Raw genomic sequence first — 24842 nt, forward strand, 5'->3', positions numbered from 1 at the left:
ATTAATTCAACTATATTTATTTTAACATTGTCACACTTCTTAACAATGCTTTAGATTCAGGTATAAGTGATTATTCCAAGTTTTCTCTAATTAAAAATTTTCATTTAATAAATCTAAGTTACTTATTAAGTGACATTCATCTTTATCAGTATGACATTTTTATTATTCAATATATTTGTTTAATGATAAACTGAAAATGATCCAAAGTTTAAGTAACTATGATAAGGTATCTGTTCCACAGTCATCTTCGTCTTTACCTATCAAGAACCTCATTAACTTTAGTTTCAGTTAAACTTAATTTTAAATTTGAAAGTTGAGGATAATGTTGTGTTAAAAAAGTGGCTAAATTCAAACGTCAAACAATTCTTTGTTATAACTTTCATTAGTGTAATATTAACGCTTATTTTATTTTCTACTCATATCTATGATTATATTGTGAATGGTACTGTTTTTAGTGGGGCTGGAGATGGATTCCGTCAAATGATGCCATTTCAAATGTATTTGTATGAACATCTAAGTAGTTTTTCTAGTTTATATGATGCATCGTTTGGATTAGGTGGCGATTATATGAAAGGACTATCATATTATTATTCGCTGTCACCTTTAATGTGGCTAAATTTTCTATTCATTAAAATAGGAGAAACGGTTGGTATATTTAATCCGACAACAATACATTTTTGGCCGACAAACCAACTTATTATGGCCATGATACGAGCTATCATAACATTTGTCGTGACCTTCTACTTATTTAAAATATTACACTTTAAACGCTCAACAAATATGATCGCTACGATTTTATACGGCATGTCAACTGTCGTTATATACTTTAATTTTACTTGGTCATTTTATGGAAATTTATTATATTTATTACCATTATCGATTCTTGGTTTGGAAAGATATTTTCAACAACGCAAAATCGGTATATTCATTGTTGCGATAGCCTTAACACTATTTAGCAATTTTTATTTCAGTTATTATCAAGCTATTATTATAGGTTGCTACTATTTATATCGACTCATTTTCACTTACAAATATGACATTGTCTCTAGAACACAAAAATTAATTTGCGTCATATCTGCTGCAGTTTTGAGTGTGTTATCAAGTGTATTTGGTTTATTCACTGGCATTTCTGCGTTTTTGGAAAATGACAGAAAGCAAAATCCCAATGTTGATATACCGTTTTTGACACCACTTGATTATCATTATTTTTTCTTTAGCGATGGATTTTATATTACGATTTCAATTCTTACTATCGTTGCATTATTGTCATTCAAACTGTATCGTTTTTACTTTTATAGACTTTTCGCAATAGTAACATGGATATTATTTATTGGTTCATTATCACAGTATTTCGACAGTGCTTTTAATGGTTTTTCATTTCCAGAAAGGCGTTGGGTGTATATCTTAGCACTATCATCAAGTGCTCTTTGCGGATTGTTTATTCAGCATTTATCAACATTAAATATGAAATATTATTTAATCAGAACAATACCAGTAAGCATCATCGCATTACTTTATGTATTACTATCACCGACACACCCACTCGTACTTATAGTAGGTATTATCCTGCTAATGGTGCTTGCCGTTATTTTAAAATTTAGTTTATGGCGTTATAAAAAATTAACCGTTGTATTAATAGTATTAATCGTTATGATTCAACAAATCGTCATTTTAGATAACAACAAAAATATGGCAATCAAACCTTATCAACAATCAATATCAACGTTGAAACAACATGATTATCATAGTAACTATGTAAACCAGCTTATAAAAAAGATAAATCAAAATGCAACAGGCCCATTTAATCGCATTGATTATATGTCAGACTATGCATTAAATTCACCATTTATATATCATTATAATGGCATTTCATTATATTCTAGTATTTTTAATGGAGACATTTTAAAATATTATGACAAGACACTCCAAATTAATATGCCAATCGATAAAAACAGCACTTATAGATTACTTGGCAATCGTCAAAATTTACTATCGCTTTGGAATGTAAATGATCGAATTAGAGTAAATCATGATTACAACTTACCATATGGATTTAAAATTAACTCTGAACACAAAGACAATAAAGTTCGTTGGATTCATTCTAAAAATACCATCCATTATCCAAGTGCACATATTACAAATAAGGTCTTTTCCAATAAAGAATTAAAATCTCCATTAGATAAAGAACAAGCAATGTTGCAAGGGATTGTTTCTAACAATACTAAAGATGTAAATACACATTTTAAAGCCAATAAAAATTTACTATCAGATTCAACAATTAAATTAAATAGTGCAGCCTGGCAATCTCCTTCAAAACATTTATTACAAGTTAAACAAAATAATGGTGGTCTAACTGTACAGTTGCCAAAATCAGTTTCTAATCAATTTAAAGATTTGTATTTTGAAATGGATTTAGAATTACTTTCGCCGGATAAAGCTCATTATGTTAAAGTTAATGAATATACACTAGAAAGAAACAAACTCACATATAAATACCGTCGTTTTGTAACACCTGTAACGATACGTATTAAATCTTCAGATGCAATTAAATTATCGTTGCCTAAAGGTAAGTATCGTGTAAATTTAAAAGGGATATACGGCGAAGATTATACCACGCTTAAAGACACTTCAAATTCATTAGAGGCTGTCAAAGTTAGTAAGACAAAGCAAGGTTATACTATTACTAAAAATAAAAATTCATCTGGGTATATTGTTTTGCCAACAGCATATAATCAAGGTATGAAAGCGACATCAGGTGATCAAAGTCTTAAAGTTGAACAAGTAAATGGTGTTATGACCGGCATTAAAGCACCTAAAAATATAACAAAGATTCAATTGAGCTATACCCCACCATACTATTATTTACTTATAACAATTACTATATTTGGCATTATATGTAGTATTATTTTCACGAGATGGGTAAGACAAAAATAATGTGGCTACGCATATATTTAATAAATCTACTAAGTCCTTTTCAATGGCACTTAGTAGATTTTTGTTTATATAACCATTTTGAGCAAACACGTTATGAATAAATAAAAAAACAATTACATTATCAACTTTACATTAACTAAACAGCAAAAAAAGCCATCTATATCACTCCATAAAAGTGACCTAGATGGCTTTGTTGTTTGAGTCGAATATGACTCATACATAGCTTTGTTTAAATGCTGATTAACGAATTTCTTGGATTCTAGCAGCTTTACCACGTAAACTACGTAAGTAATATAATTTAGCACGACGTACTTTACCACGACGTTTAACTTCGATTTTTTCAATTTTTGGTGTGTGTAATGGGAATGTACGTTCCACGCCAACACCTGATGAAATTTTACGAACTGTAAACGTTTCAGAAACGCCACCGCCACGACGTTTAATTACAACGCCTTCGAATACTTGGATACGCTCACGAGTACCCTCAATGATACGTACGTGTACACGTAAAGTATCACCAGGACGGAAACTTGGTAAGTCTGTACGTAATTGTGATTTAGTTACTGCTTCGATTAATTTGTGATTTGTCATTATAAATTCTCCTCTTCAACCTATGTTCTTGCCTCGACAAATATATAGCAGCGGATCATAGTGATTTTTGTGTTTCCACACTCAGATTATGTTAGCACAATACTAACCTTTTTTCAATCCTATTTTATATCTTTCTAATATTTGCTTATCTGCATTAGTTAATGGATATTTTTCAATTAAGTCAGGTCTTTTATTATATGTGCGGATCAACTTTTGCTCATGTCTCCATGCATCAATATTGGCATGATTTCCAGACAATAAAACATCCGGAACTGTTAGACCTTTAAATTCACGCGGACGTGTATATTGCGGAAACTCTAATAACCCATCTGAAAATGAATCGTCTTGATGTGACTGTTCATTACCTAAAACACCTGGAATCAGTCTAACAATAGCATCAGTCATGGTCATCGCTGGCAATTCTCCACCTGTTAAAACATAGTCACCCATTGATATTTCATCTGTGACAAGATGTGTTCGGATACGTTCATCGTAACCTTCATAATGTCCGCATATGAAAACGATGTGGTCAGCCTTGCTTAATTCAACAGCTTTCTGATGTGAAAATGGCTCGCCTTGTGGACACATTAAAATAACGCGTGTTTGTTCTGTGACATCTAAGTCTTCCATCGCATTAAAAACAGGTTCAGGCTTTAACACCATACCTTGTCCGCCACCATACGGATAATCATCTACCTGGTTGTGCTTGTTAATTGCATAATCTCTAAAATTAACCGTATTGATTTGTAATTTATTGTTTTCTTGGGCACGTTTCATAATTGAATGATTTAAAACACCATCAAACATTTCAGGAAATAAAGTTAAATAATCAATTTTCATTAATCCAACAATCCTTCCATTGGCGTGATGATAATTTTTTTATTTTCAACATCCACTTCTTTTACAACATCAGCAATATAAGGAATCAAATATTCTTTAGATCCTTTAATCACCCACACATCATTTGCACCTGTTTCAAAGATATTAATTACACGACCTATTGGTGTTTCTTGATCATCAAAAACTGTACATCCTATAATATCTGAATAATAAAATTCATTTTCCTCAAGTACGATATCTTCATGATCACGCTCTTGATAAATAGAACTCCCTTTTAAATGCTCAATATCATTAATATTATTAATACCTTCAAATGTAAGCATATGAAGCCCTTTATGCACTCTATGTGACTTAACAGTATATTCAAGGTCGTTATTGTTATGCACAACTGTCAGCACTTGACCGGGTTGAAAACGAACGTCTGTAAAGTCTGAATTGGATTTTACTTTAATTTCACCTTTAATACCATGTGTGTTAACAATTTGACCAACTTCAACTCTCATTCTATTACCTCCAACTCTATGCTTTGAACACTTCTATTTTAATTGAAAATTATTCAAAGAAAAAGGGCACCATTATGGTACCCAATACGTTCTATATTACTAACATGTGATATTCCCAACGTATCATTGAGTAATAACTGTCAGTGTAAACGAGTTATTCTTATTGTTAGAACAATTTTACGCTAAATTACTTAGCTTTCTTTTGTTCGTCAAATTTTTTCATAATACCTTCTTTTGATAAGATATTGTGAACTGTATCAGTTGGTTTCGCACCATCATTTAACCATTTTAAAGCTAACGCTTCGTCAACTTTAATTTCTGGAGCATTAGCGCTCGTTGGGTTATAAGTACCGATTTGTTCGATGATACGTCCGTCACGTGGAGAACGAGCATCTGCTACTACGATACGATAGAATGGATTTCTTTTTGAACCTAAACGTGTTAAACGAATTTTAACTGCCATTTATAAAATCTCCTTTAAGTCATGTTTTAATTTTTATTTTCTACAAGAAATAATATTAACAGGTGTGTGAATGTTTGTAAAGAGTTTTTTCTTTACCAGGAAAATTATTGAACCTTTTTCTTACAAAAATAACTATGTGATTACTAAATTAGACTGTTAATAGTTTATAAAAATTCATATTAACCTTCACCACATACGTGTTAAGTTAATTTATCTCGTAAGGACATGAATGGTACCACTTCTAACGCACATGTTCCACCAATATAACTTATTAATATTAGCAACAATAACCTCATGTTCTAGCAAATCAGCAATTTCAGTTTTTAATTATTATTGTGTATCTAAAAATATGCACCCCATAAAGTTATATTCTTTAGTATAACTTTCGGGATGCACATCTCATTGCAACAAAAATCAGCGTGTTAAATTAAACATTAAAATGGTAAGTTCATACCTTTTAACATATTTTGCATTTGATTGCGTTTACCTTTTTTACCTTTACCGCCACCAGTGAATTGTTTCATCATTTTCTTCATATCGTTAAATTGTTTCATCAAACGATTGACTTCTTGTAATGAACGACCAGAACCTTTAGCAATACGCTTTTTACGTGATACATTCAATGTGTCTGGATTGTTTCTTTCAGCCGGCGTCATTGACTGGATAATCGCTTTAATATGATCAATTTGCTTTTCACTCATATTAAGCTTATCTAGACCTTTCATTTTATTCATACCTGGAATCATTTTCATAATATCATCCAGTGGTCCTAAATTTTTCACCTGATCAAGCTGTTCTAAAAAATCATCTAAAGTAAATGATGATTCACGCATCTTTTTCTCTAAATCTTTTGCTTTTTCTTGATCCACATCTTGTTGCGCTTTTTCAATTAAACTTAACACATCACCCATACCTAAAATACGTGATGCCATACGTTCAGGATGGAATAGCTCTAAACCATCTAACTTTTCACTCATACCAACAAATTTAATTGGTTTTTGTGTCACCGAACGAATAGATAAAGCTGCACCACCACGTGTATCACCATCTAATTTAGTTAAGGTAACACCTGTGACATCAAGTTGATCGTCAAAAGATTCTGCAACATTGACAGCATCTTGACCCGTCATTGAATCGACAACTAACATAATTTCGTTTGGTTTAGCAATGTCTTTTACTTCTTTTAATTCGTTCATCAATGCTTCATCGATGTGTAATCGACCTGCTGTATCAATGATTACAAAGTCTAAATGTTCTTCTTTAGCATGTTTTAATGCATTAGTTACAATTTGTTGTGGCTTTACTTGATCCCCTTCACTGTATACAGGAATATCAATTTGTTTCCCTACTGTTTGTAATTGATTTATCGCTGCTGGACGATAAATATCTGCTGCAACTAACATAGGTTTTTTGTTGTATTTTTTACGCATCAATAATGCTAATTTACCTGCAGTTGTTGTTTTACCAGCACCTTGTAAACCAACCATCATAACAACAGTAGGTGGTTTATTTGACATATTAATCGATGAATTTTCTCCACCCATCAACTTCGTTAATTCATCTTGAACTATTTTAATAACTTGTTGCCCAGGTGTTAATGATTGCATTACATCGGAACCTAATGCGCGTTCTGATACTGTTTTAATAAATTCTTTTACCACTTTAAAGTTTACGTCAGCCTCAAGTAACGCTAATCTTACTTCACGCATCATTATCTTTATATCAGCTTCAGTAAGTTTACCCTTACCACGCATTTTTTGCATCGTCGCTTGCAGGCGTTCTGATAAGCCTTCAAATGCCATATCGATGTCCTCCCTCAATTTATATCTATTCTAAGTCTTCTAATTGTTGAATATAACGTTGTATTTGTTCTGGATTACTTAAATGTTGTTTCATTTCATCATATATTTCTCGGCGTTGCTCAAATTTCTGGTATAATTCCAATTTCTTTTCATAATCTTCAACTAAATCGCCAGTTCTTCTTATATTATCATAAACTGCTTGTCTACTCACATTAAAAGTATCTGCGATTTCACTCAAAGAATAATCTTCGAGATAAAATAATTCCAAATAATTACGTTGTTTATTCGTCAATAAGGATTGATAAAAATCAAACAAATAATTCATTCGTAACGTTTTAACTAAATCATTTTGCCCCATGATTATCGTCCTTTTCTTCTGTTACAATTTGATCATTTTCAACTGTTGTTATTTCTTCATTTTGTTCAATCATATCAGCGAATAAGCCGTAGACATAACTTTCAGGGTTAAATGGTTGTAAGTCATCTAATTGCTCACCTAAACCTACATATTTAACTGGAATGTGCAATTCATTACGAATGGCTAATACGATACCACCTTTGGCTGTACCATCTAATTTCGTTAATACAATACCTGTAACATTTGTTACTTCTTTAAAGTTTCTAGCTTGTGACAACGCATTCTGACCAGTTGTAGCATCTAAACATAGTAATGCTTCATGAGGCGCATCTGGCACTGCTCGATTAATTACACGCTTAACTTTTTCTAATTCTTGCATTAGATTTGTTTTATTTTGTAAACGTCCAGCGGTATCACAGATTAAAATATCAACACCTTTGTTTTTAGCGGCATTAATCGCATCATACATAACAGCAGCTGGATCAGAACCTTCACTTTGGCTAATTACATCTACACCAACACGTTCGCCCCAAACTTTCAATTGATCAATAGCACCCGCTCTAAAAGTATCGCCCGCAGCTAACATTACTTTTTTACCTTCCATTTTATATCGGTAAGCTAATTTTCCGATTGTTGTTGTTTTACCAACACCATTCACACCAACCATTAAAATGACATTTAAACGACCATCTTCTAAGTTCATAGCTTCTGAATTATCATCTTCTTGATGGTAAATCTCTACGATTTTTTCAACAATGACTTCACGCAAATCTTCAGTATCTTGAATATTACGTCGTTGTGCTTCCATACGTAATTCTTCAGTTAACGTCATCACAGTATTAAAACCGACGTCTGCAGTGATTAACATTTCTTCTAAAGCTTCAAAAAAGTCTTCATCTACTTTACGATATCTCGCTATCAAATTATTTAATTGTTCTTGGAAATTTTGACGAGATTTTTCGAGTCCTGCCTTAAATTTAGCACCCATTTTTTGAGCTTCAATTTCTTCAAAATCTTCAATTGATATTAAGCCATCGTCATCAAAATCCGCTTCACTTAACTTGCGTGGCTTCTTTTTCACTTCAGCATTTTCTGCTAAATCATTTACGTCCTGCGTTGAACCTTCAGAATGTGTATCTTCTAATTTGTCTTGACCTTGTTCTTCTGTTAAGGATTTAACTTCTTCATTTTCTTTATTTGTTGCAAATTTATCTTTTAAGCGTTTAAAAAAGCTCATTATTGCTCCTCCTTCAACACATCATCTATTGTATTTAAATTCACACTCACAAGTTTAGTAACACCTGATTCTTGCATTGTCACACCGTATAACCTATCAGCAAATTCCATTGTTCCTTTACGGTGTGTAATAACAATGAATTGTGTTTCGTCTGATAACTCATTTAAATATTTTGCGTATCTAATAACATTCGCTTCATCTAATGCAGCTTCAACCTCATCTAATATAACAAAAGGTGCAGATCTTACTTTTAAAATTGCAAATAGTAAAGCAATAGCAGTTAATGCACGCTCACCACCACTTAGTAACGATAAATGTTGCAACTTTTTACCCGGTGGTTGTACCACAATATCAATACCAGCTGTTAAATAATCGGCTTCAGTTAATTGCAATTCTGCATCGCCTCCACCAAACAATTGTTTGAACACAGCTGTAAAATGTCCTTGAATAGCATGGAAAGTTTCTTTAAATCTTTCAGTAACCTCTTGATCCATTTCACTTATAATTTGCTCTAATGTTTCTTTAGCTTTACGAAGATCTGTACGTTGTTCACTTAAAAATGTATAACGTTCATTTAACTCTTCAAATTGTTCAATTGCATTTAAGTTTACAGGACCTAGTTCATCAATCGACATCTTCATTAACTTAACTTTTTTACGTAATGCGTCAATCGATTCATCACTCGTATATTCAGATTTCGCACGTTCAACAGTCAATTGATATTCATCATTTAAATGATCTATCGCATGATGAATTAATACATCTAGCTTTGATTGTTCAGCTTTAATATCTTGGTAGTGATTTTCGATAGCTAAAATATCTTGGTGACAAACTTGTAGTTTAGCTTCTTGCGCATCGATTTGTTCATTCAACTCAATACGTTGTTGTTTCAATTTATCTAATTCATCAGATAAGCGTGTTCTCGTTTCTTGTTGACCATTAATTTGATCTTTAATATTTTGAAAAGCTTGTTCGCCCATCACTTCATCCGAATTAAAGAATGCAATTTTTTCTTTAACATCTTTTAATTGATGTTTAGTTTGTTGATTTTGATTATTTAATCGATCTATTGTCTGTTGTTGTGTTTTAATACGCTCTTTAACCACAGCAAGATCAGATTGTTTCTGATGTAAGGTTTGTTGTGTTTTAGTAACGCTTTCCTTACCTTCTTTAGAAAGTTTTGTGTAGCGTTCAATTTCATCTTCTAGTCGTTTTAAAGATGCTTTAATACTTTCTAGATGAGTTTCTTTTTCACTCAAAGTTTGTCGACTTTTGTCACTCGTATAACCATCATTTTTTTCAAATTCGAATTCTTCATGATCATTTTTTATTTGTGTTTCTTGTGTAGTTAATCTATCGAGCTCCATTTCAAAATGATGCACTTGCTCTTTAAGTGTATTATGCTTTTGACTTTTTTCAAAATACAGTTCACTTAATTGATCACTTTTTATCTTCAACTCTTTAAATTGTTGTTCAAATGATTCTGTTTGACGCAAGTAATCTTCTAATTGGTGTCTCATTGTTGTCAACTCGTCTTTTTGAGACAGAATACTTTTTGACTTACGAGCGCCACCACCAGTCATAGAACCACCAGGATTTACAATATCACCTTCCAAAGTAACAATACGAGTTCGATATTTAATCGCACGTGCCAATTCATTTGCATGCTTTAAATGATCAACGATAATCGTATTACCTAATAAATTCCCGATAATATTTTGATATTCTGGTGCTACTTTAACTGCTTCCGAAGCGATACTAATAAATCCGTTTGCCTCTTTAGCAATAGATTTAATATCAGTCGCTACCACTCTACTCTGTATAACATTTAATGGTAAAAACGTCGCACGACCTAAATTACGTTCTTTTAAAAATTGAATAGCCTGGCGTCCATCTTTTTCTGAATCTACAATGACATGTTGTAATGAAGCACCTAATGCTGTTTCAATTGCCTGAGTTAATTTAGATGGCACATCAATAATTTCCGCAACTGCACCATGAATACCCTTTAATTCTTTATTTTTAGCTTTCAAAATATGTTTGACGCCATTGAAAAAATAAGTATATTCTTCCTCTTGCGTTGCCAAACTATCAATACGTGTTTTCATTTTTTCGGTATATCGATATGCTTGATACAATTTCTCTTCGTATTCATTTTGTGCTTTTTTTGTATCAGTGAGATCTTTTTCTATATTTTTAATTTCTTTATCTACAGCAGAAAGTTCTTTGTTGGTCTGTTGATATTCTTTTTTTGTCGTTTTTATTTGACCCTGAATATCTTTCAATTGCTCAAAAACTTCAACTAATCGAGAATCTAGTCTTGATTTTTTAGCCTCATTCTCTTCTATAGTATGCTTTAAAAAACGAATATCATTGTTAACATCTGATTGCTCTGACATTAATGTATAGTATTCGTTTTTAATTTCTTCCAATTTTTCATCATGTGCTTCGTCTGAAACATATAGTTGTTCTTCAAGTTCACGAATGACAGCATTGAGTTCTTTTTGTTTACTTTTCAGAGACTTATAAGTATCTTGAGCTTCAGAAATCTCATTTGATATATTTTCTAAAAGCTCCATTAAATTTTCTTGTTCTTCTTCATATCGTGCATTTGTTTCAGATTGATTTTTCTTACGTTCTTCTAAAACATTTAATTGTCCCGTATATTTTTCAAAGGCTTCCGTAGCTTTTACTAATTGATAATTAAGCGATTCAACATCATTATCAAGTTGATGACGTTTACCTTTATATTGTTGAATTTGTTGGCTTAAACGTTGCTTGTCAGCTTCTTTATTTGCTTGTTGACCTTGTAAATCATTTAAACGTTGATCTAATTGTCTATTGTCATTTGTATATTGATCAATATCGTGCACTGTAACTACAATGTCACTATGTTTCATTTGGTGTGAAAGTGTCTTATATTCTTTAGCTATAGCTGCCTCCTCTTTTAGAGGTTCTACACGACCTTCCAAATCATATAAAATGTCTTCTACTCTCGTTAAATTATCTTCTGTTTGGTCAAGTTTATTTAATGATTCAGCTTTACGTTTTTTATATTTAAGTACACCAGCCGATTCTTCAATAATTTGACGTCTATCAATTGGTTTAGCATTTAGTATTTCATCAACTCTACCTTGCGAGATAATGCTATATGCTTCTTTTCCCAATCCAGAATCTAAAAATAAATCGGCAATATCTTTTAATCTTGCACGGTCATTATTTATGTAGTACTCACTTTCACCACTTCGATACAATCTTCTTGTTACAATAACTTCGTTTTCATCAACACTGAGCTTTTTAGAATGATTATCTAATCTTAACTGTACTTCAGCATAATTTTGAGCTTTGCGATGTTCTGCACCTGAGAAGATAATATCTTCCATTTTTGAGCCACGTAATGATTTAGCCGATTGTTCACCCAACACCCATTTAATAGCATCTGTAATATTACTTTTACCGCTTCCATTTGGACCAACAATTGCAGTTACACCTTTATCGAATTGAACATTGGTTTGATCTGCAAAAGACTTAAATCCAATGGCATCTATTGATTTTAAATAAACCATCCTAAACTCCTTATCACAATTTTAAAGAACACATGTATACGATATTTTAATATTTGTATATTAAATTTCGAAGTTGTTCCATAAAATATTAAAAATTCTTCCTTAAATCCTAAATCGAACACCTATATGTCGTATCATATAAATTTCTATTTAATTTGTTTTAATTGCTTATAGGCACTTTCAGCAGCACGTTGTTCTGATTCTTTTTTCGTTTTCCCTTTACCTTCAGCTATTGCTTCCCCTTGCAGAATAACTTCTGAAGTGAATAGACGATGATGTGCCGGTCCCTCTTCTTTTATTAAATTATAGGTTACATCACCTTTATTTTGCTGGTGCACATATTCTTGGAATTGTGTTTTAAAATCTACCACTCCTAATAACTCATTTTGTTCTACATGTGGGAAAATAACTTTCTCAGCAAATTTCCAAACTATATCTAGTCCTTGATCCAAATACAATGCCCCAATAAATGCTTCGAATGCATCTGATATTAATGATGGTCTTGTACGTCCCCCTGTTTTCTCTTCACCTTTACCAAGTAAAATCATTTCGTTCAATCCAATTTTATTCGCAAATATTACAAGTGAGGGCTCACATACAATAGTGGCACGCATTTTTGTTAAATTCCCTTCTGGCAAGTTGGGATGTTTATCAAATAAATATCGTGAAACCGTCAATTCTAATACCGCATCACCCAAAAACTCTAAACGCTCATTATGGTCTAAACGATTCATATTAAAATCATTAATAAAACTCGAATGCGAAAATGCTTGTTGGTATAAATCAATATTTTGATAAGTAAAGCCTAACTCTGTCATTTTAGTATCAAAGCGCTTTCTAAAACGATTAACTATCTCACTTTTCTTTTGTTTAGACATTATTTTATCTCCTTTATGTGTTGCTCTTGAATCATCTTTAATTTTACGTTAAAACTATTGATAATTAAAGAAAAAAACTGAGTCGACAATACTGACGACCCAGATGTAAGATTTATTATTTTTCAAGACTGTTAATAAATTTAACAGCATCACCAACAGTGTTGATTTTTTCAGCTTCTTCATCAGGAATTTCAGTACCAAACTCGTCTTCTAATTCCATTACTAATTCAGCGATATCAAGTGAGTCAGCGCCTAAATCATCTTTGAAAGATGCATCTTCAGTTACTTTATCAGCGTCTACACCTAAACGGTCAACGATGATATCTTTTACTTTATCGAAATTTTCCACGTCGATTCACCTCCTTTAAAAATGCCTATACATAGACTATTATATTTTCCCATTTTAAATTCTAAAAAACAAGTAGAAATTTTAGAAACAGTTATCAATTTATTGATTACTGTTTCTTATGCATGAGCTTTAGCTCAGGCGTACCTCTATCCCAGTTATCAATTTATTGATTACTGTTTCTTATGCATGAGCTTTAGCTCAAGCGTTCCTCTAATCTTCTTATCAATTTATTGATTAGTGTTTCTTAGGGAGAAATTCTGGAACCTTATCTAGGTTACTTAGAATTCCCCCCGCAAAGTTGACTAGGTCAGGCAATTCTCCATCGGATGACCAGTCAACCACTGCGTCAATGAGCTTTAGCTCAGGCGTACCTCTATCCCTGTTATCAATTTATTGATTACTACGTCTTTATCTTGAGCTTTAGCTCAAATATATTACATGTACATTCCACCATTTACATGGATTGTTTGACCTGTAATATATTTTGCTTTGTCTGATGCTAAGAACGCTACTGTATTAGCAATATCTGTGTCTTGACCAAAACGTGCTAACGGAATTTGAGTCAACATTTGTTCTTTAAGCTCATCACTTAAGGCATCTGTCATATCAGAAACAATAAAACCAGGTGCAACTGCATTTACAGTGATACCACGAGATGCTAATTCACGAGCCGCAGATTTAGTTAAACCAATAACACCTGCTTTTGTTGCAACATAGTTTGCTTGTCCCGGATTACCTACTGCTCCAACAACACTTGATAAATTGATGATAGCACCACTACGTTGTCTTAACATTTGTGGTGTTGCTTTTTGGATACAGTTAAATACACCTTTTAAGTTTGTGTCAATAACATCATCCCACTCTTGTTCTTTCATACGCATTAATAAATTATCGCGAGTAATACCTGCATTATTTACTAAAACATCTAAAGAACCAAATTGGCTAACTACTTCTTTAATCATTGCTTTAACTTCATCAGCATCGGCAACATTTGCTTGAATCGCAAAACTGTCAACACCTTTAGCTTTGATTTCTTCGACTACTGCTTCAGCTTTCTCTTTGCTGCCTGCATAGTTTACTGCTACATTATATCCTTCTTCTGCTAATTGTAACGCAATACTACGTCCAATTCCTCTTGATGCACCTGTTACTAAAGCACTCTTAGTCATTTTCATTCCATCCTTTCACATCTTCTAAAGTTTGAATTGATGTTAACTTAACATCTCTATTTATTTTTTTAATTAAGCCAGATAAAACTTTTCCAGGACCAATTTCAATAAAATGATCAACACCTTGGTCTATTAGCCATTCTGTTGAGTTAATGAATTGTACTGGTGAATATAATTGCTTGACCATATTAGATTTAATTACTTCTTTGTCGGTTTCACCTTGCGCATTTACATTTTGAACTACAGGAAACTTAGCATCACGCCATTCAAATTGATTAATGTAACTTGCAAAATCTTCTTCAATCACTTTCATTAGCGATGAATGGAATGGTCCAGATACTGCTAAAGGCATGACACGTTTTGCACCTAATGATTTACCTTTTTCTACTAGCTCTTCAATTAAAGCTTTGTGACCTGAAACAACAATTTGACCTGGGCAATTAATGTTTGCTGGTTCAATTATTTTGTCATCAGATGATAATGACTTACAAATTTCATCGACTTTATCAAAATCTAATCCCAATACTGCAGCCATGCTTCCTACACCAGTAGGAAATGCTTGCGCCATTAATTGACCACGTTTTCTAACAATTTTAACTGCATCTTCAAATGATAATACGTCAGCTGCAACTAAACTTGAATATTCACCTAAACTATGCCCCATAGTAAAATCAGGATTCAAATTTTTTAGCGCTGCTAATAATGCCGAACTATGCGTCAATAAAGCTGGTTGCGTGTTTTCAGTTTCACCCAATTTACCTTCTTCATCAGTAAACATTGTCTCTAAAATATCAAAGTCTAATGTGTTCGCTGCTGAAGTTAAAATTTCAGTTGCTTGATCATTGTTGTTAAACAAATCTTGTGCCATACCAACTTTTTGGGCACCTTGTCCCGGAAAAATAATTGCTGTTTTACTCATTTGATTCACCTACAGTCTCTTTCATTGTTTGTACAATATTTTGTTCTCCTGCGATTTTCGCTTGTCTAATTGCAGAATAAAAAGCTTTAGCATTTGAACTACCGTGTGCTTTAACTACAGTACCTTCCAATCCTAATAATACGGAACCACCGTATTCTGAGTAGTCCATCTTTTTAGCGAATTCAGCTAAATCTTTCTTCAATATTGCACCTGCTAATTTATTTTTAGTACTACTCATAATCGTATCTTTTAACATTTTACCGATTGATTTTGCAGTACCTTCTAAATTTTTAAGGACCATGTTCCCTGTATAGCCATCGGTAACTACAACATCTGTATCGCCATCCATTAATGTCTTCGCTTCAATATTCCCAACAAAATTCAATGAATGATCATGATTTAATAACTCATATGATTTTTTCGTTAAACTATTACCTTTAGCTGGCTCGGTTCCTATATTTAATAATGAGATTTTCGGATTATCAATACCTCTAATTTTTTGAGCATAAATATCCCCTAGTTGCGCATACTGTAATAAGTGTTCAGGTTTAGCATCAGCATTTGCACCAACGTCTAAAAAGACAAAACCTTTTCCATCAATCGTTGGCAATGTTACTACTAAAGCCGGTCTAGCTACACCTTTAATACGTCCAACAATGAATAAACCAGCTGACATTAAAGCACCAGTATTACCTGCTGACACACATCCATCTGCTTCACCAGATTTCACAGCTTCAGCCATTTTTACCATTGAGCTATCTTTTTTACGTTTAATCGCTCTAACAGGCTCATCTTCCATTTCAATCTTTTCAGAACAATGTCTAAATTCGATTCGTTCATGGTTCAGATTATACTTTTTTTCGTCACCGAAAAGTATAATTTCTAGATCTTTAAAGTCTTCAACAGCCTTTTGTACGGCTTCTAATACGATATCAGGCGCATTGTCGCCACCCATCATATCAATTGCTAATTTAACCATAATTTTATCCTCGCTTATCATAAAACATTTTAAAATTTCCTTTGAAAACTAATGTATGTTTAACATATGACTTTACTTCGACGTAATAATGTTTTGCAGTTTGATTTACAACTCGTGCTTCTGCTCTTACCGTATCATTTAATTTTACTTTTTCAATAAATTGAATGCTACTCTCATGAGTTAAAACTGTTGGTTGCTTAATTAGCGCAACACATAATGAATTTGCCTGAGCAAACAGCACATGACCACGCGCAATTCCAGTTTTATGAAAAACAGAATCCGATGTAATATCTAAAATTGATTGCGCTTTAACATTTGGATTGACTTGAATCAAATCACCAATAAATTCTTGTTCTTCAATAGAACTTATTTGGTCATAATTCTTTTCAGCAACTAATTTAATACGCTTCCTTAATTCTGGTATGTTTAAATAAGTGCGATCTAAACGAATTGTTTGTATACTCACTTGAAATAAGTCGCTTAGTTCATGGTCTGTGATGAAGGGATTGCTATCAATTTGTTGTCTGATTGCTTCTCTACGTTTATCTTTCTTTAGTTTCAACGTCTCACCCCTCATTTTTTAGTACCTAGTCTTAAACATTCCTCACATATCATAACACTTTCTATTTAACCGACTCAACAAATAACTGTATTATTTAGCTATTATTTAGTCGAAAATTTATAAATTGTTAAAATACCACTTTACATTTAAATAGTTCAAGTGTCATATCACTCAATTAACGAAGTGTTGCACTCAAATTGACAAATCAGCATGGCAATTAGTCAAAACTACGATGTAATAAATTTTCTTCAACAAAATGACGTAAATGTTGATACGTATTTTCAAAGAATACGCCAGATTGAATAAGTTCAGCTGCTTCATCACGAGCAACTTCTAACATACGATAATCTTCAACTAAATTGGCAACTAAGAAATCTGGCAATCCACTTTGTTTAACACCAAAGAAATCTCCAGGACCACGCATTTCTAAGTCTCGTTCACTCAATTCAAATCCATCCGTTGTTTGTGTCATAATTGTCATTCTTTCAATTCCTGTTTCTGTTTTAGGGGATGCAATTAAAACACAGTAACTTTGCTGGTCACTTCTACCTACACGACCGCGTAACTGATGTAAAGTTGATAATCCAAAGCGATCCGCATCATAAATCATCATAAAAGTTGCATTCGGTACATTAACACCTACTTCAACAACAGTAGTAGAAACTAAAACATCTATCTCATGATTGCTAAACTTTTGCATGACCTCATCTTTTTCATCGGCAGACAACTTACCATGCAATAACCCTACACGGGAAACACCATAATACTGTTGTAAAGACTCGTACAATGCGACAACATTTTGAACATCTTCGAGATGCTCAGAACTTTCTATAAGCGGGCAAATGACATATGCTTGACGACCTTTTTTCAACTCTGAAGTCATTTGCATCAAAACTTTATCGTATTGCTCATGCTTTGCCCAAGTAGTAATGATAGGTTTACGACCTTTTGGTAATTGTTTAATTGAAGACACATCCATCTCACCAAAAACTGATATTGCTAGTGTTCTTGGTATCGGGGTTGCTGTCATAAATAACACATTTGTCATTGCACCTTTTTCTCTTAAAAGCTGGCGTTGATTCACACCAAATCGATGTTGTTCATCTGTAATTACTAAACCAACATTATGGAAAATCACATCATCTTGAATCAATGCATGAGTTCCAATTAAACAATCAATCGTACCATTTTCAAGTTGTTCTAAAAGTATTTTTCGTTTCTTACCTTTTACTGACCCAGTTAACAATGCAACGTTCATAGAATCTCCAAATAAAGCCATTAAACTTTCAGCATGTTGCTCTGCTAAAATTTCAGTTGGTACCATCAATGCTGATTGATAACCAGCCGTTTTTAATGCATACATACAAATTGCAGCAACAACTGTTTTTCCTGAACCTACATCACCTTGAAGTAATCGATGCATACGTATTGGTGCTTTTAAATCTCTAAAAATTTCATTAACACTGGATTTCTGTGCTTCAGTTAGTTCAAAAGGTAAACGATCAATAAATGATTTAACTTGGTCTAAGTCATAATCAATTTCAATTGCTTCGTCAGATGACTTTTCTAATCTATTTAGCCATTGCATACGTAATTCGAATAAAAACAGTTCAGTAAATGCATAGGTTCTACGAGCACGTAATAAATCCTCTTTACTTTTTGGATGATGTAACGTGTTCAAAGTAAAGTCCAAGGTCTCTAATTTATATTTTTCTCTTAGTTCATCAGTTAACCATTCATGAATTGTCACATCATTTAACGCTTGTCTAATTTGGTCTCGTATTTGCTTTTGTTTAATACCTTCCTTAATACGATAGACTGGTTCTAATTGAACATCTGCGTTTTCTTGAGTTTGTGTCCCTTGTGAATTAAAGAAAACCCTATTACCAGTAATTTCCTGTTTAACCCTATTCCACTTACCTTTAACAGTTATAGTTTGATTTAATTCGATTTTCTTTTTTAAATACGGTTGATTGAAAAAAATACATTTGACAGCAATATTATTTACCATTAAATGAACGGTTAATTTTGATTTATTTCTTCCAAAAAATGCAACAACTGGAGCTGTATATACTTGTCCTTCTATCGTAACGTTAGATTGATCTTCTGCTTGATTCAAATCAATCACTGTATTATCTTCATATCTAGTTGGCAAATAAAGAACAAGATCTTCCACTGTATGAATATTTAGTTGTTGCAATGCTTCTATTTTCTTAGGACCTATACCTTTTAATTGTAAAAGAGAATATGGACTTTCTATTAAGTTTACTTTAGCCAAAATAAATCACCTATGTTTTATTTGATTTTACGTATCATTTTGTATGTTATTTATTTTATCATGACTAAGTTGAACATGACATTGTTAGCAACTCGAGAATGATACTTTTAACCCGCAATAACACTAAAATAGCAAAATAAAAAACTACCAACTGATGATTTATCATTGGTAGTTTTTTATTTTAAATTTTTATTCTACTGAAAAGAAATATTGATAAATTGGTTGTCCACCTTCATGAACTTCCACTTCTACATCTGGATATTGCTCTTCGATCCAGTTTATCATGTTATCTGTAACTTCTTGCTCTGCATCTTGACCAATAATCACAGTCAATATTTCACTATCTTCTGCTAACATCTCATTTAACAACTCAGTAACCGTTGTTAATTGATCACTTTGGCTGCTTACAATCTTATCTTCAATCAAGCCCATAAACGCGTCTTTTTTTATCTCAACGCCATCAATTTTCGTATCACGAACAGCGTACGTTAATGAACCAGATTTAACGTTATTTACTGAATCAGCCATTTGCGCTTTATTTTCTTCAAGTGTTGCGTCCACATCATATTGGAATAGTGCGCTTATACCTTGAGGAATAGATTTCGTTGGAATAACAACTGCTTCTGCATCAACAATACTCGCTGCTTGTTCACTTGCCATTAAGATATTTTTATTATTTGGTAAAATAATTGCACGTTTACATTTTGATTGTTCAATGACTTTAACGATATCTTCTGTAGAAGGATTCATCGTTTGTCCACCACTAATGATATGTGTGGCACCCATTGATTTAAATATCTCTGAAATACCTTCACCCATAGAAATAGTAATAATTGCTGTTTCAACCGTTTCCATTTTCGGTTTAGCCGTGTGCTGTTCTTTTCGAATCACTTCACGGTGCTGTTCTCTCATATTTTCAACCTTAAGTTTAATTAATTCACCATATTGTTGACCATAATTAAACACTTTACCTGGGTGTTCGGTATGCACGTGAACTTTCACAATTTCTTCATCATTAATGACTAATAAAGAATCACCAAATTGACTCATATCTTGCCTGAATTCTTGTTCATCAAAGGCTTTTTTATTCTTTCCAAAACGAACCATCATTTCGGTACAATAGCCATAAATAATATCTTCAGTATTAATTACACCATGGAAATCATGTTCATCATGTACAAATTCATCTTTATCTATCTTTGCAACTTTGGCTTCAACTTTTTCACCTTTAAGCGCTTTTAAGAATCCTTCGTAAACGCATAACAAACCTTTACCACCACTATCAACAACACCAACTTCTTTAAGTACAGCTAATAAGTTTGGTGTGTTTTCAAGTGATTCATTGGCTTTTACAATAATGTACTCCATTAATTCTATACAATCTTCAGTATTATTTGCTTTTTCTACTGCGGCTTGCGCAGCATCTTTTGCAACTGTAAGTATTGTACCTTCAACTGGTTTCATAACAGCTTTATATGCCGTTTCAACACCAGCTTGAAAACTTTCAGCTAACAATTTTGAGTTAATTTCAGATTCACTTTCAATATTTTTACAAAATCCTCTGAATAATTGTGACAAGATGACACCAGAGTTACCTCTTGCACCCATTAGTAAACCTTTCGAGAATGTTTTACCTAATTCGCCGATATTTTTCGACAAATTATTCTCTACTTCTTCGCGACCTGAAGTCATAGTAAGATTCATATTTGTTCCTGTATCACCATCTGGCACTGGATACACATTCAAAGAATCTACCAAATCTGCATTGTTAGATAAATTTTGTGCCCCTTGTATAATCATATCGGCAAATAATTTACCATTAATTTTGCTAATCATTTCAAGTTGTCCTCCTAAGCTTTCTTGCCTGTATTATTCACACGTACACCTTGTACATATATATTGATTGAATTTACTGATACATTAAGTGATTTTTCCAAAGTATATTTCACTGTTGATTGTACATTATTGGCAACTTCAGATATTTTCACACCGTAACTTACAATAATGTACATATCTATATTCACTACGCCATTATTTTCAGTTACTTTGATGCCTTTAGCATAATTTTCATGTCCTAGTATTTCCGCAATACCATCTCTAACTTGTTGTCTAGATGCCATACCTACAATACCATAACATTCAACGGCTTTTCCACCTACAACCGAAGCAATCACTTCGTTTGAAATATCAATTTTACCGTAATCATTTGAAATCTCTAATGTCATATCTTTGTCCCTCCTAAATTTCAAAGTTTATTATTCGTTTTCCCTAATCACTTTTAAAATTTTACCACTTAGTGTAGTCATAAACGCTTTAAGTTTCATTGATTATTTTTATAAAATATCAATAGTACAACTTATCAGAATGACTTACGCTTAAATCACCTATTATATTTTGAGTAAACTGAATTTACACTCATGACGATTATCTATAGGCGTTTTCTTTTAATAGATGTAGTATCATTAAATAAAAAGTTTAAATGTTTCATTCACTTATTTCTCTAAAATATCATACTACATAACTTCACAGTCTACAATTATATCACAAAACTCAGTATTTTTGACTTTTATGTGAAAATTATTCATTGTTTTTCAAATGAAACTATGCTATCTTAGTTAAGTATATAAGTAGTTATGTGTATTTATATTTATTAAAGGAGGTACTCATATGGGTAAACAATGTTTCGTAACAGGTCGTAAAGCTTCGACTGGTAACAGACGTTCACACGCTTTAAACTCTACTAAACGTAGATGGAACGCTAACCTTCAAAAAGTTAGAATCCTAGTTGACGGTAAACCTAAAAAAGTTTGGGTTTCTGCACGTGCTTTAAAATCTGGTAAAGTAACTAGAGTTTAATAAATATATTGCACATAAAAAATGTGACCTTATGTGGAGGACACATTTACTTAAGAACTAAGAGCTCAACCTCTTAGTTCTTTTTTTGTTACCAAACAATACATAATGGTTCATAGTGAAATTCGAACTATCAATATAATTTGGTTAATACGTTTAATAATGGTTCTCTGTCAAATTGGACTTATGGGTTCAATATCGATTTTGGCACATAAATCAATGTACTAGGACCTACAATTTTCCTTTCGATAATAAATCACGCCATAATCTTCATTAATTACAGCGTGATTCATCTATTATTATGTTATAAATTCTATCTATAAACGTCACTTTATTAAAAATCCTCACAAATTTGAATATACTTAATTTAAATCTGTACTTCTAATTTGCAAAATCAACCCATCATGTACAGTTACTTTCGCTTGCAAAGACTCAATTTCATTTGAAATAGTTAAAGTAGAACCTATATTAAGCATTTGTCTAGCTAAATTATATTTAAAACCTGCTAGAGAAAGTTCTACATCATCAGTCATCGGTATAAATGAAATGTACGGATAACTCTTATCTTTTTCAACTGTATGTTGACCTTTAGGTAATAATTCAATTTTATTTTGTTGATCGATAACTTCTATATGAACATCATGTTTATAATATGCTTTTTTCAATAATAACTGAATTGCCCCAAAAAAGTGATCTAATCGTCCGCCTGTTGCACCATAAATTGTAATACTATCAAACCCAAGTGCAACAGCTTTATCAACCGCTAAAGCTAAATCCGTATCAGCTTTTTCAGCTTGAACTGGTTTGATTTGTAACTGTTCTGTTAGAAGTTGGCGTTCTTCTTTACTGACTGAATCAAAGTCTCCCACTGAGAAAAAAGGGATAATTTGATGCTTCAATAAAATCAAAGCACCTCTATCAACGCCGCCCCATTTACCTTCATTACTTTTGGCCCAAATATCTTGCGGCAAGTGTCGATCAGAACATAATAAATTTATATGCATATACACTCAACCTTTCAATGCTTGTGTGACTTTTTTATAATCCTCTTGTTTAAAGAAAAATGAACCTGTTACTAACATTGTAGCACCATTTTCAACACAAACTTTCGCTGTATCGGTATTTACGCCTCCATCAACTTCAATATCAAAGTTTAATTGACGTTCCATTTTAATAGCATTAAGACCCGCTATTTTTTCTACGCATTGATCAATAAATGATTGACCACCAAACCCTGGGTTAACTGTCATCACTAGTACATAATCAACAATGTCTAAAATAGGTTCAATTTGTGATATTGGTGTACCAGGATTAATTACTACACCAGCTTTTTTATCTAAATGTTTAATCATTTGAATAGCACGATGGATATGAGGCGTTGATTCGACATGAATTGAAATCATATCGGCACCATGTTCTGCAAATGATGCAATATACTTTTCTGGATTTTCAATCATCAAATGTACGTCTATAGGTAATGTTGTGCCTTTTCTCACTGCATCTAATATTGGTAAACCAATAGATATATTAGGCACAAATTGACCATCCATAACATCAAAATGAACTCCGTCGACACCTGCTTCTTCAAGTCGTTTTAATTCATGTTGTAAATCCAAAAAATCAACAGATAATAATGATGGATATAGTTTTGTCATTTAATATCTAACCTTTCTATTTGAAATTTCATTAAATAGTTGTAAATAATGGTCGTATCTAAATTGCGCAATATTCCCTATCTCTAATTGATGCTTAACATTACAATTAGGTTCTTTGATATGATTACAATTTCTAAACTTACATGTTTCACCATATCGATTTAATTCAAGAAAATAATCTTTTATTTCATCTTTATCTATATGATCAAAATCTAAAGCACTGAATCCAGGTGTGTCTGCAATATAACCGTTTTGACGTTCGAATAGTTCGACATGTCTTGTAGTATGCTTTCCTCGATTTAATGATTTTGATATATCATTTGTCTCAAGATTAAGTTCTGGACGATAATGATTTAAGAAAGTGGACTTACCGACACCTGATTGACCACTAAGTACTATAAGTCCTGCTGGCCAAGCTTCTACAATTTTTTTTCGATCATCATCATTTCCAATAAATTCAGTCTCATAGCCAATATTTTCATATATTTTCAACAACTCATTAATTTCAAGCTGCTTTTCAATTGGTGTTTTATCTTTTTTAGTCACCAAAACTCTCGCATCTAACTGATACGAATGTGCAATAACTAAAAATCGATCTAATAATTGCGTTGAAAAATTTGGCTCGACAGCACTCATTACAATTACTAGTGTATCTATATTACTTACAGGTGGTCTTTTCAACTCATTTTTTCGCTCATACACTTGATGAATATAGCCTTCATTAATGTTTTGTACATCAAATTCCACTATATCTCCAACTACTGGTGAAAATTTTTTCTTTCTAAATAATCCTCGTGGTTTTGTATTGAAACGTTCGCCATTAACGTCTACTTGATATACCCCACTAATTGATTTCACTATTCGACCTGTCTTCAAAATGGCACCTCTCGATTAATTTTACTGCAT

The 24842-nt window shown here is 32.5% G+C and carries 22 protein-coding genes; 2 read left to right on the forward strand and 20 right to left on the reverse strand.

Annotation, left to right across the window (positions count from 1 at the left end; genetic code table 11):
• Nucleotides 1-327 precede the first annotated feature (327 nt).
• Nucleotides 328-2934 (forward strand): lipoteichoic acid-specific glycosyltransferase YfhO, encoded by a 2607-nt coding sequence (yfhO, locus tag IDG65_RS03770; RefSeq protein WP_000915239.1) that lies wholly within the window; start codon nucleotides 328-330, stop codon nucleotides 2932-2934.
• A 240-nt stretch (nucleotides 2935-3174) separates the two neighbouring features.
• On the opposite strand, the gene rplS is transcribed toward yfhO, so the two are convergent.
• From rplS to IDG65_RS03855, 17 genes are all read right to left on the reverse strand, one after another.
• Nucleotides 3175-3525: a 50S ribosomal protein L19 gene (gene rplS / locus IDG65_RS03775; protein ID WP_000181404.1), complete on the reverse strand. Its 351-nt coding sequence runs from the start codon at nucleotides 3523-3525 to the stop codon at nucleotides 3175-3177.
• A gap of 102 nt (nucleotides 3526-3627) precedes the next feature.
• Nucleotides 3628-4365, reverse strand: a complete 738-nt coding sequence (trmD, locus tag IDG65_RS03780) for a tRNA (guanosine(37)-N1)-methyltransferase TrmD (protein ID WP_000687328.1) — start codon at nucleotides 4363-4365, stop codon at nucleotides 3628-3630.
• Nucleotides 4365-4868 carry a ribosome maturation factor RimM gene (rimM, locus tag IDG65_RS03785; RefSeq protein ID WP_001261987.1) on the reverse strand — a complete coding sequence of 168 codons (504 nt, stop codon included), beginning with the start codon at nucleotides 4866-4868 and terminating at the stop codon, nucleotides 4365-4367. The genes trmD and rimM overlap by 1 nt, the downstream gene beginning before the upstream one ends.
• A gap of 187 nt (nucleotides 4869-5055) precedes the next feature.
• Complete coding sequence (rpsP, locus tag IDG65_RS03790) at nucleotides 5056-5331, reverse strand: 30S ribosomal protein S16 (protein WP_000268754.1); 276 nt, start codon at nucleotides 5329-5331, stop codon at nucleotides 5056-5058.
• A gap of 434 nt (nucleotides 5332-5765) precedes the next feature.
• A complete protein-coding gene (gene ffh / locus IDG65_RS03795) occupies nucleotides 5766-7133 on the reverse strand; it encodes a signal recognition particle protein (RefSeq protein ID WP_000863471.1) in 1368 nt (455 codons plus the stop codon).
• 25 nt (nucleotides 7134-7158) lie between these two features.
• A complete protein-coding gene (locus IDG65_RS03800; RefSeq protein ID WP_000531320.1) occupies nucleotides 7159-7491 on the reverse strand; it encodes a putative DNA-binding protein in 333 nt (110 codons plus the stop codon).
• Nucleotides 7478-8728, reverse strand: a complete 1251-nt coding sequence (ftsY, locus tag IDG65_RS03805) for a signal recognition particle-docking protein FtsY (RefSeq protein WP_000007686.1) — start codon at nucleotides 8726-8728, stop codon at nucleotides 7478-7480. Before ftsY ends, IDG65_RS03800 begins: the two co-directional genes overlap by 14 nt.
• Complete coding sequence (gene smc / locus IDG65_RS03810) at nucleotides 8728-12294, reverse strand: chromosome segregation protein SMC (protein WP_000262695.1); 3567 nt, start codon at nucleotides 12292-12294, stop codon at nucleotides 8728-8730. The genes ftsY and smc overlap by 1 nt, the downstream gene beginning before the upstream one ends.
• 146 nt (nucleotides 12295-12440) lie before the next feature.
• On the reverse strand, nucleotides 12441-13172 hold the full coding sequence (gene rnc / locus IDG65_RS03815) for a ribonuclease III (protein WP_000043237.1): 732 nt from the start codon (nucleotides 13170-13172) through the stop codon (nucleotides 12441-12443).
• Nucleotides 13173-13287: 115 nt separating this feature from the next.
• Complete coding sequence (locus tag IDG65_RS03820) at nucleotides 13288-13521, reverse strand: acyl carrier protein (RefSeq protein ID WP_000426914.1); 234 nt, start codon at nucleotides 13519-13521, stop codon at nucleotides 13288-13290.
• A 434-nt stretch (nucleotides 13522-13955) separates the two neighbouring features.
• On the reverse strand, nucleotides 13956-14690 hold the full coding sequence (gene fabG / locus IDG65_RS03825; protein WP_000167269.1) for a 3-oxoacyl-[acyl-carrier-protein] reductase: 735 nt from the start codon (nucleotides 14688-14690) through the stop codon (nucleotides 13956-13958).
• A complete protein-coding gene (gene fabD / locus IDG65_RS03830; protein ID WP_000047349.1) occupies nucleotides 14683-15609 on the reverse strand; it encodes an ACP S-malonyltransferase in 927 nt (308 codons plus the stop codon). The genes fabG and fabD overlap by 8 nt, the downstream gene beginning before the upstream one ends.
• Complete coding sequence (gene plsX, locus IDG65_RS03835) at nucleotides 15602-16588, reverse strand: phosphate acyltransferase PlsX (protein ID WP_000239744.1); 987 nt, start codon at nucleotides 16586-16588, stop codon at nucleotides 15602-15604. Before plsX ends, fabD begins: the two co-directional genes overlap by 8 nt.
• Before the next feature lie 4 nt (nucleotides 16589-16592).
• The gene (fapR, locus tag IDG65_RS03840) at nucleotides 16593-17165 is read right to left on the reverse strand and encodes a transcription factor FapR (protein ID WP_001548538.1); all 573 of its coding nucleotides are present in this window, start codon (nucleotides 17163-17165) and stop codon (nucleotides 16593-16595) included.
• 202 nt (nucleotides 17166-17367) lie between these two features.
• Nucleotides 17368-19428, reverse strand: a complete 2061-nt coding sequence (gene recG / locus IDG65_RS03845; protein ID WP_001151485.1) for an ATP-dependent DNA helicase RecG — start codon at nucleotides 19426-19428, stop codon at nucleotides 17368-17370.
• A gap of 189 nt (nucleotides 19429-19617) precedes the next feature.
• On the reverse strand, nucleotides 19618-21264 hold the full coding sequence (fakA, locus tag IDG65_RS03850; protein WP_000623910.1) for a fatty acid kinase catalytic subunit FakA: 1647 nt from the start codon (nucleotides 21262-21264) through the stop codon (nucleotides 19618-19620).
• 14 nt (nucleotides 21265-21278) lie between these two features.
• Nucleotides 21279-21653 (reverse strand): Asp23/Gls24 family envelope stress response protein, encoded by a 375-nt coding sequence (locus tag IDG65_RS03855; RefSeq protein WP_000171419.1) that lies wholly within the window; start codon nucleotides 21651-21653, stop codon nucleotides 21279-21281.
• 442 nt (nucleotides 21654-22095) lie between these two features.
• Here IDG65_RS03855 and rpmB point away from each other — a divergent pair, with 442 nt between their 5' ends.
• The gene (gene rpmB, locus IDG65_RS03860) at nucleotides 22096-22284 is read left to right on the forward strand and encodes a 50S ribosomal protein L28 (RefSeq protein ID WP_000517908.1); all 189 of its coding nucleotides are present in this window, start codon (nucleotides 22096-22098) and stop codon (nucleotides 22282-22284) included.
• 359 nt (nucleotides 22285-22643) lie between these two features.
• On the opposite strand, the gene IDG65_RS03865 is transcribed toward rpmB, so the two are convergent.
• From IDG65_RS03865 to rsgA, 3 genes are read right to left on the reverse strand one after another with little or no spacing between them, the layout of a single operon-like run.
• Nucleotides 22644-23285 (reverse strand): thiamine diphosphokinase, encoded by a 642-nt coding sequence (locus IDG65_RS03865; protein ID WP_000547905.1) that lies wholly within the window; start codon nucleotides 23283-23285, stop codon nucleotides 22644-22646.
• A 6-nt stretch (nucleotides 23286-23291) separates the two neighbouring features.
• The gene (gene rpe / locus IDG65_RS03870) at nucleotides 23292-23936 is read right to left on the reverse strand and encodes a ribulose-phosphate 3-epimerase (protein WP_000164332.1); all 645 of its coding nucleotides are present in this window, start codon (nucleotides 23934-23936) and stop codon (nucleotides 23292-23294) included.
• Nucleotides 23937-24812, reverse strand: coding sequence for a ribosome small subunit-dependent GTPase A (gene rsgA / locus IDG65_RS03875; RefSeq protein WP_000847922.1), 876 nt, complete (start codon nucleotides 24810-24812; stop codon nucleotides 23937-23939). It abuts the gene before it with no gap.
• Nucleotides 24813-24842: the final 30 nt, after the last annotated feature.

Source organism: Staphylococcus sp. EG-SA-17 (genome assembly GCF_017151845.1).
Classification (GTDB): Bacteria; Bacillota; Bacilli; order Staphylococcales; family Staphylococcaceae; genus Staphylococcus; species Staphylococcus aureus.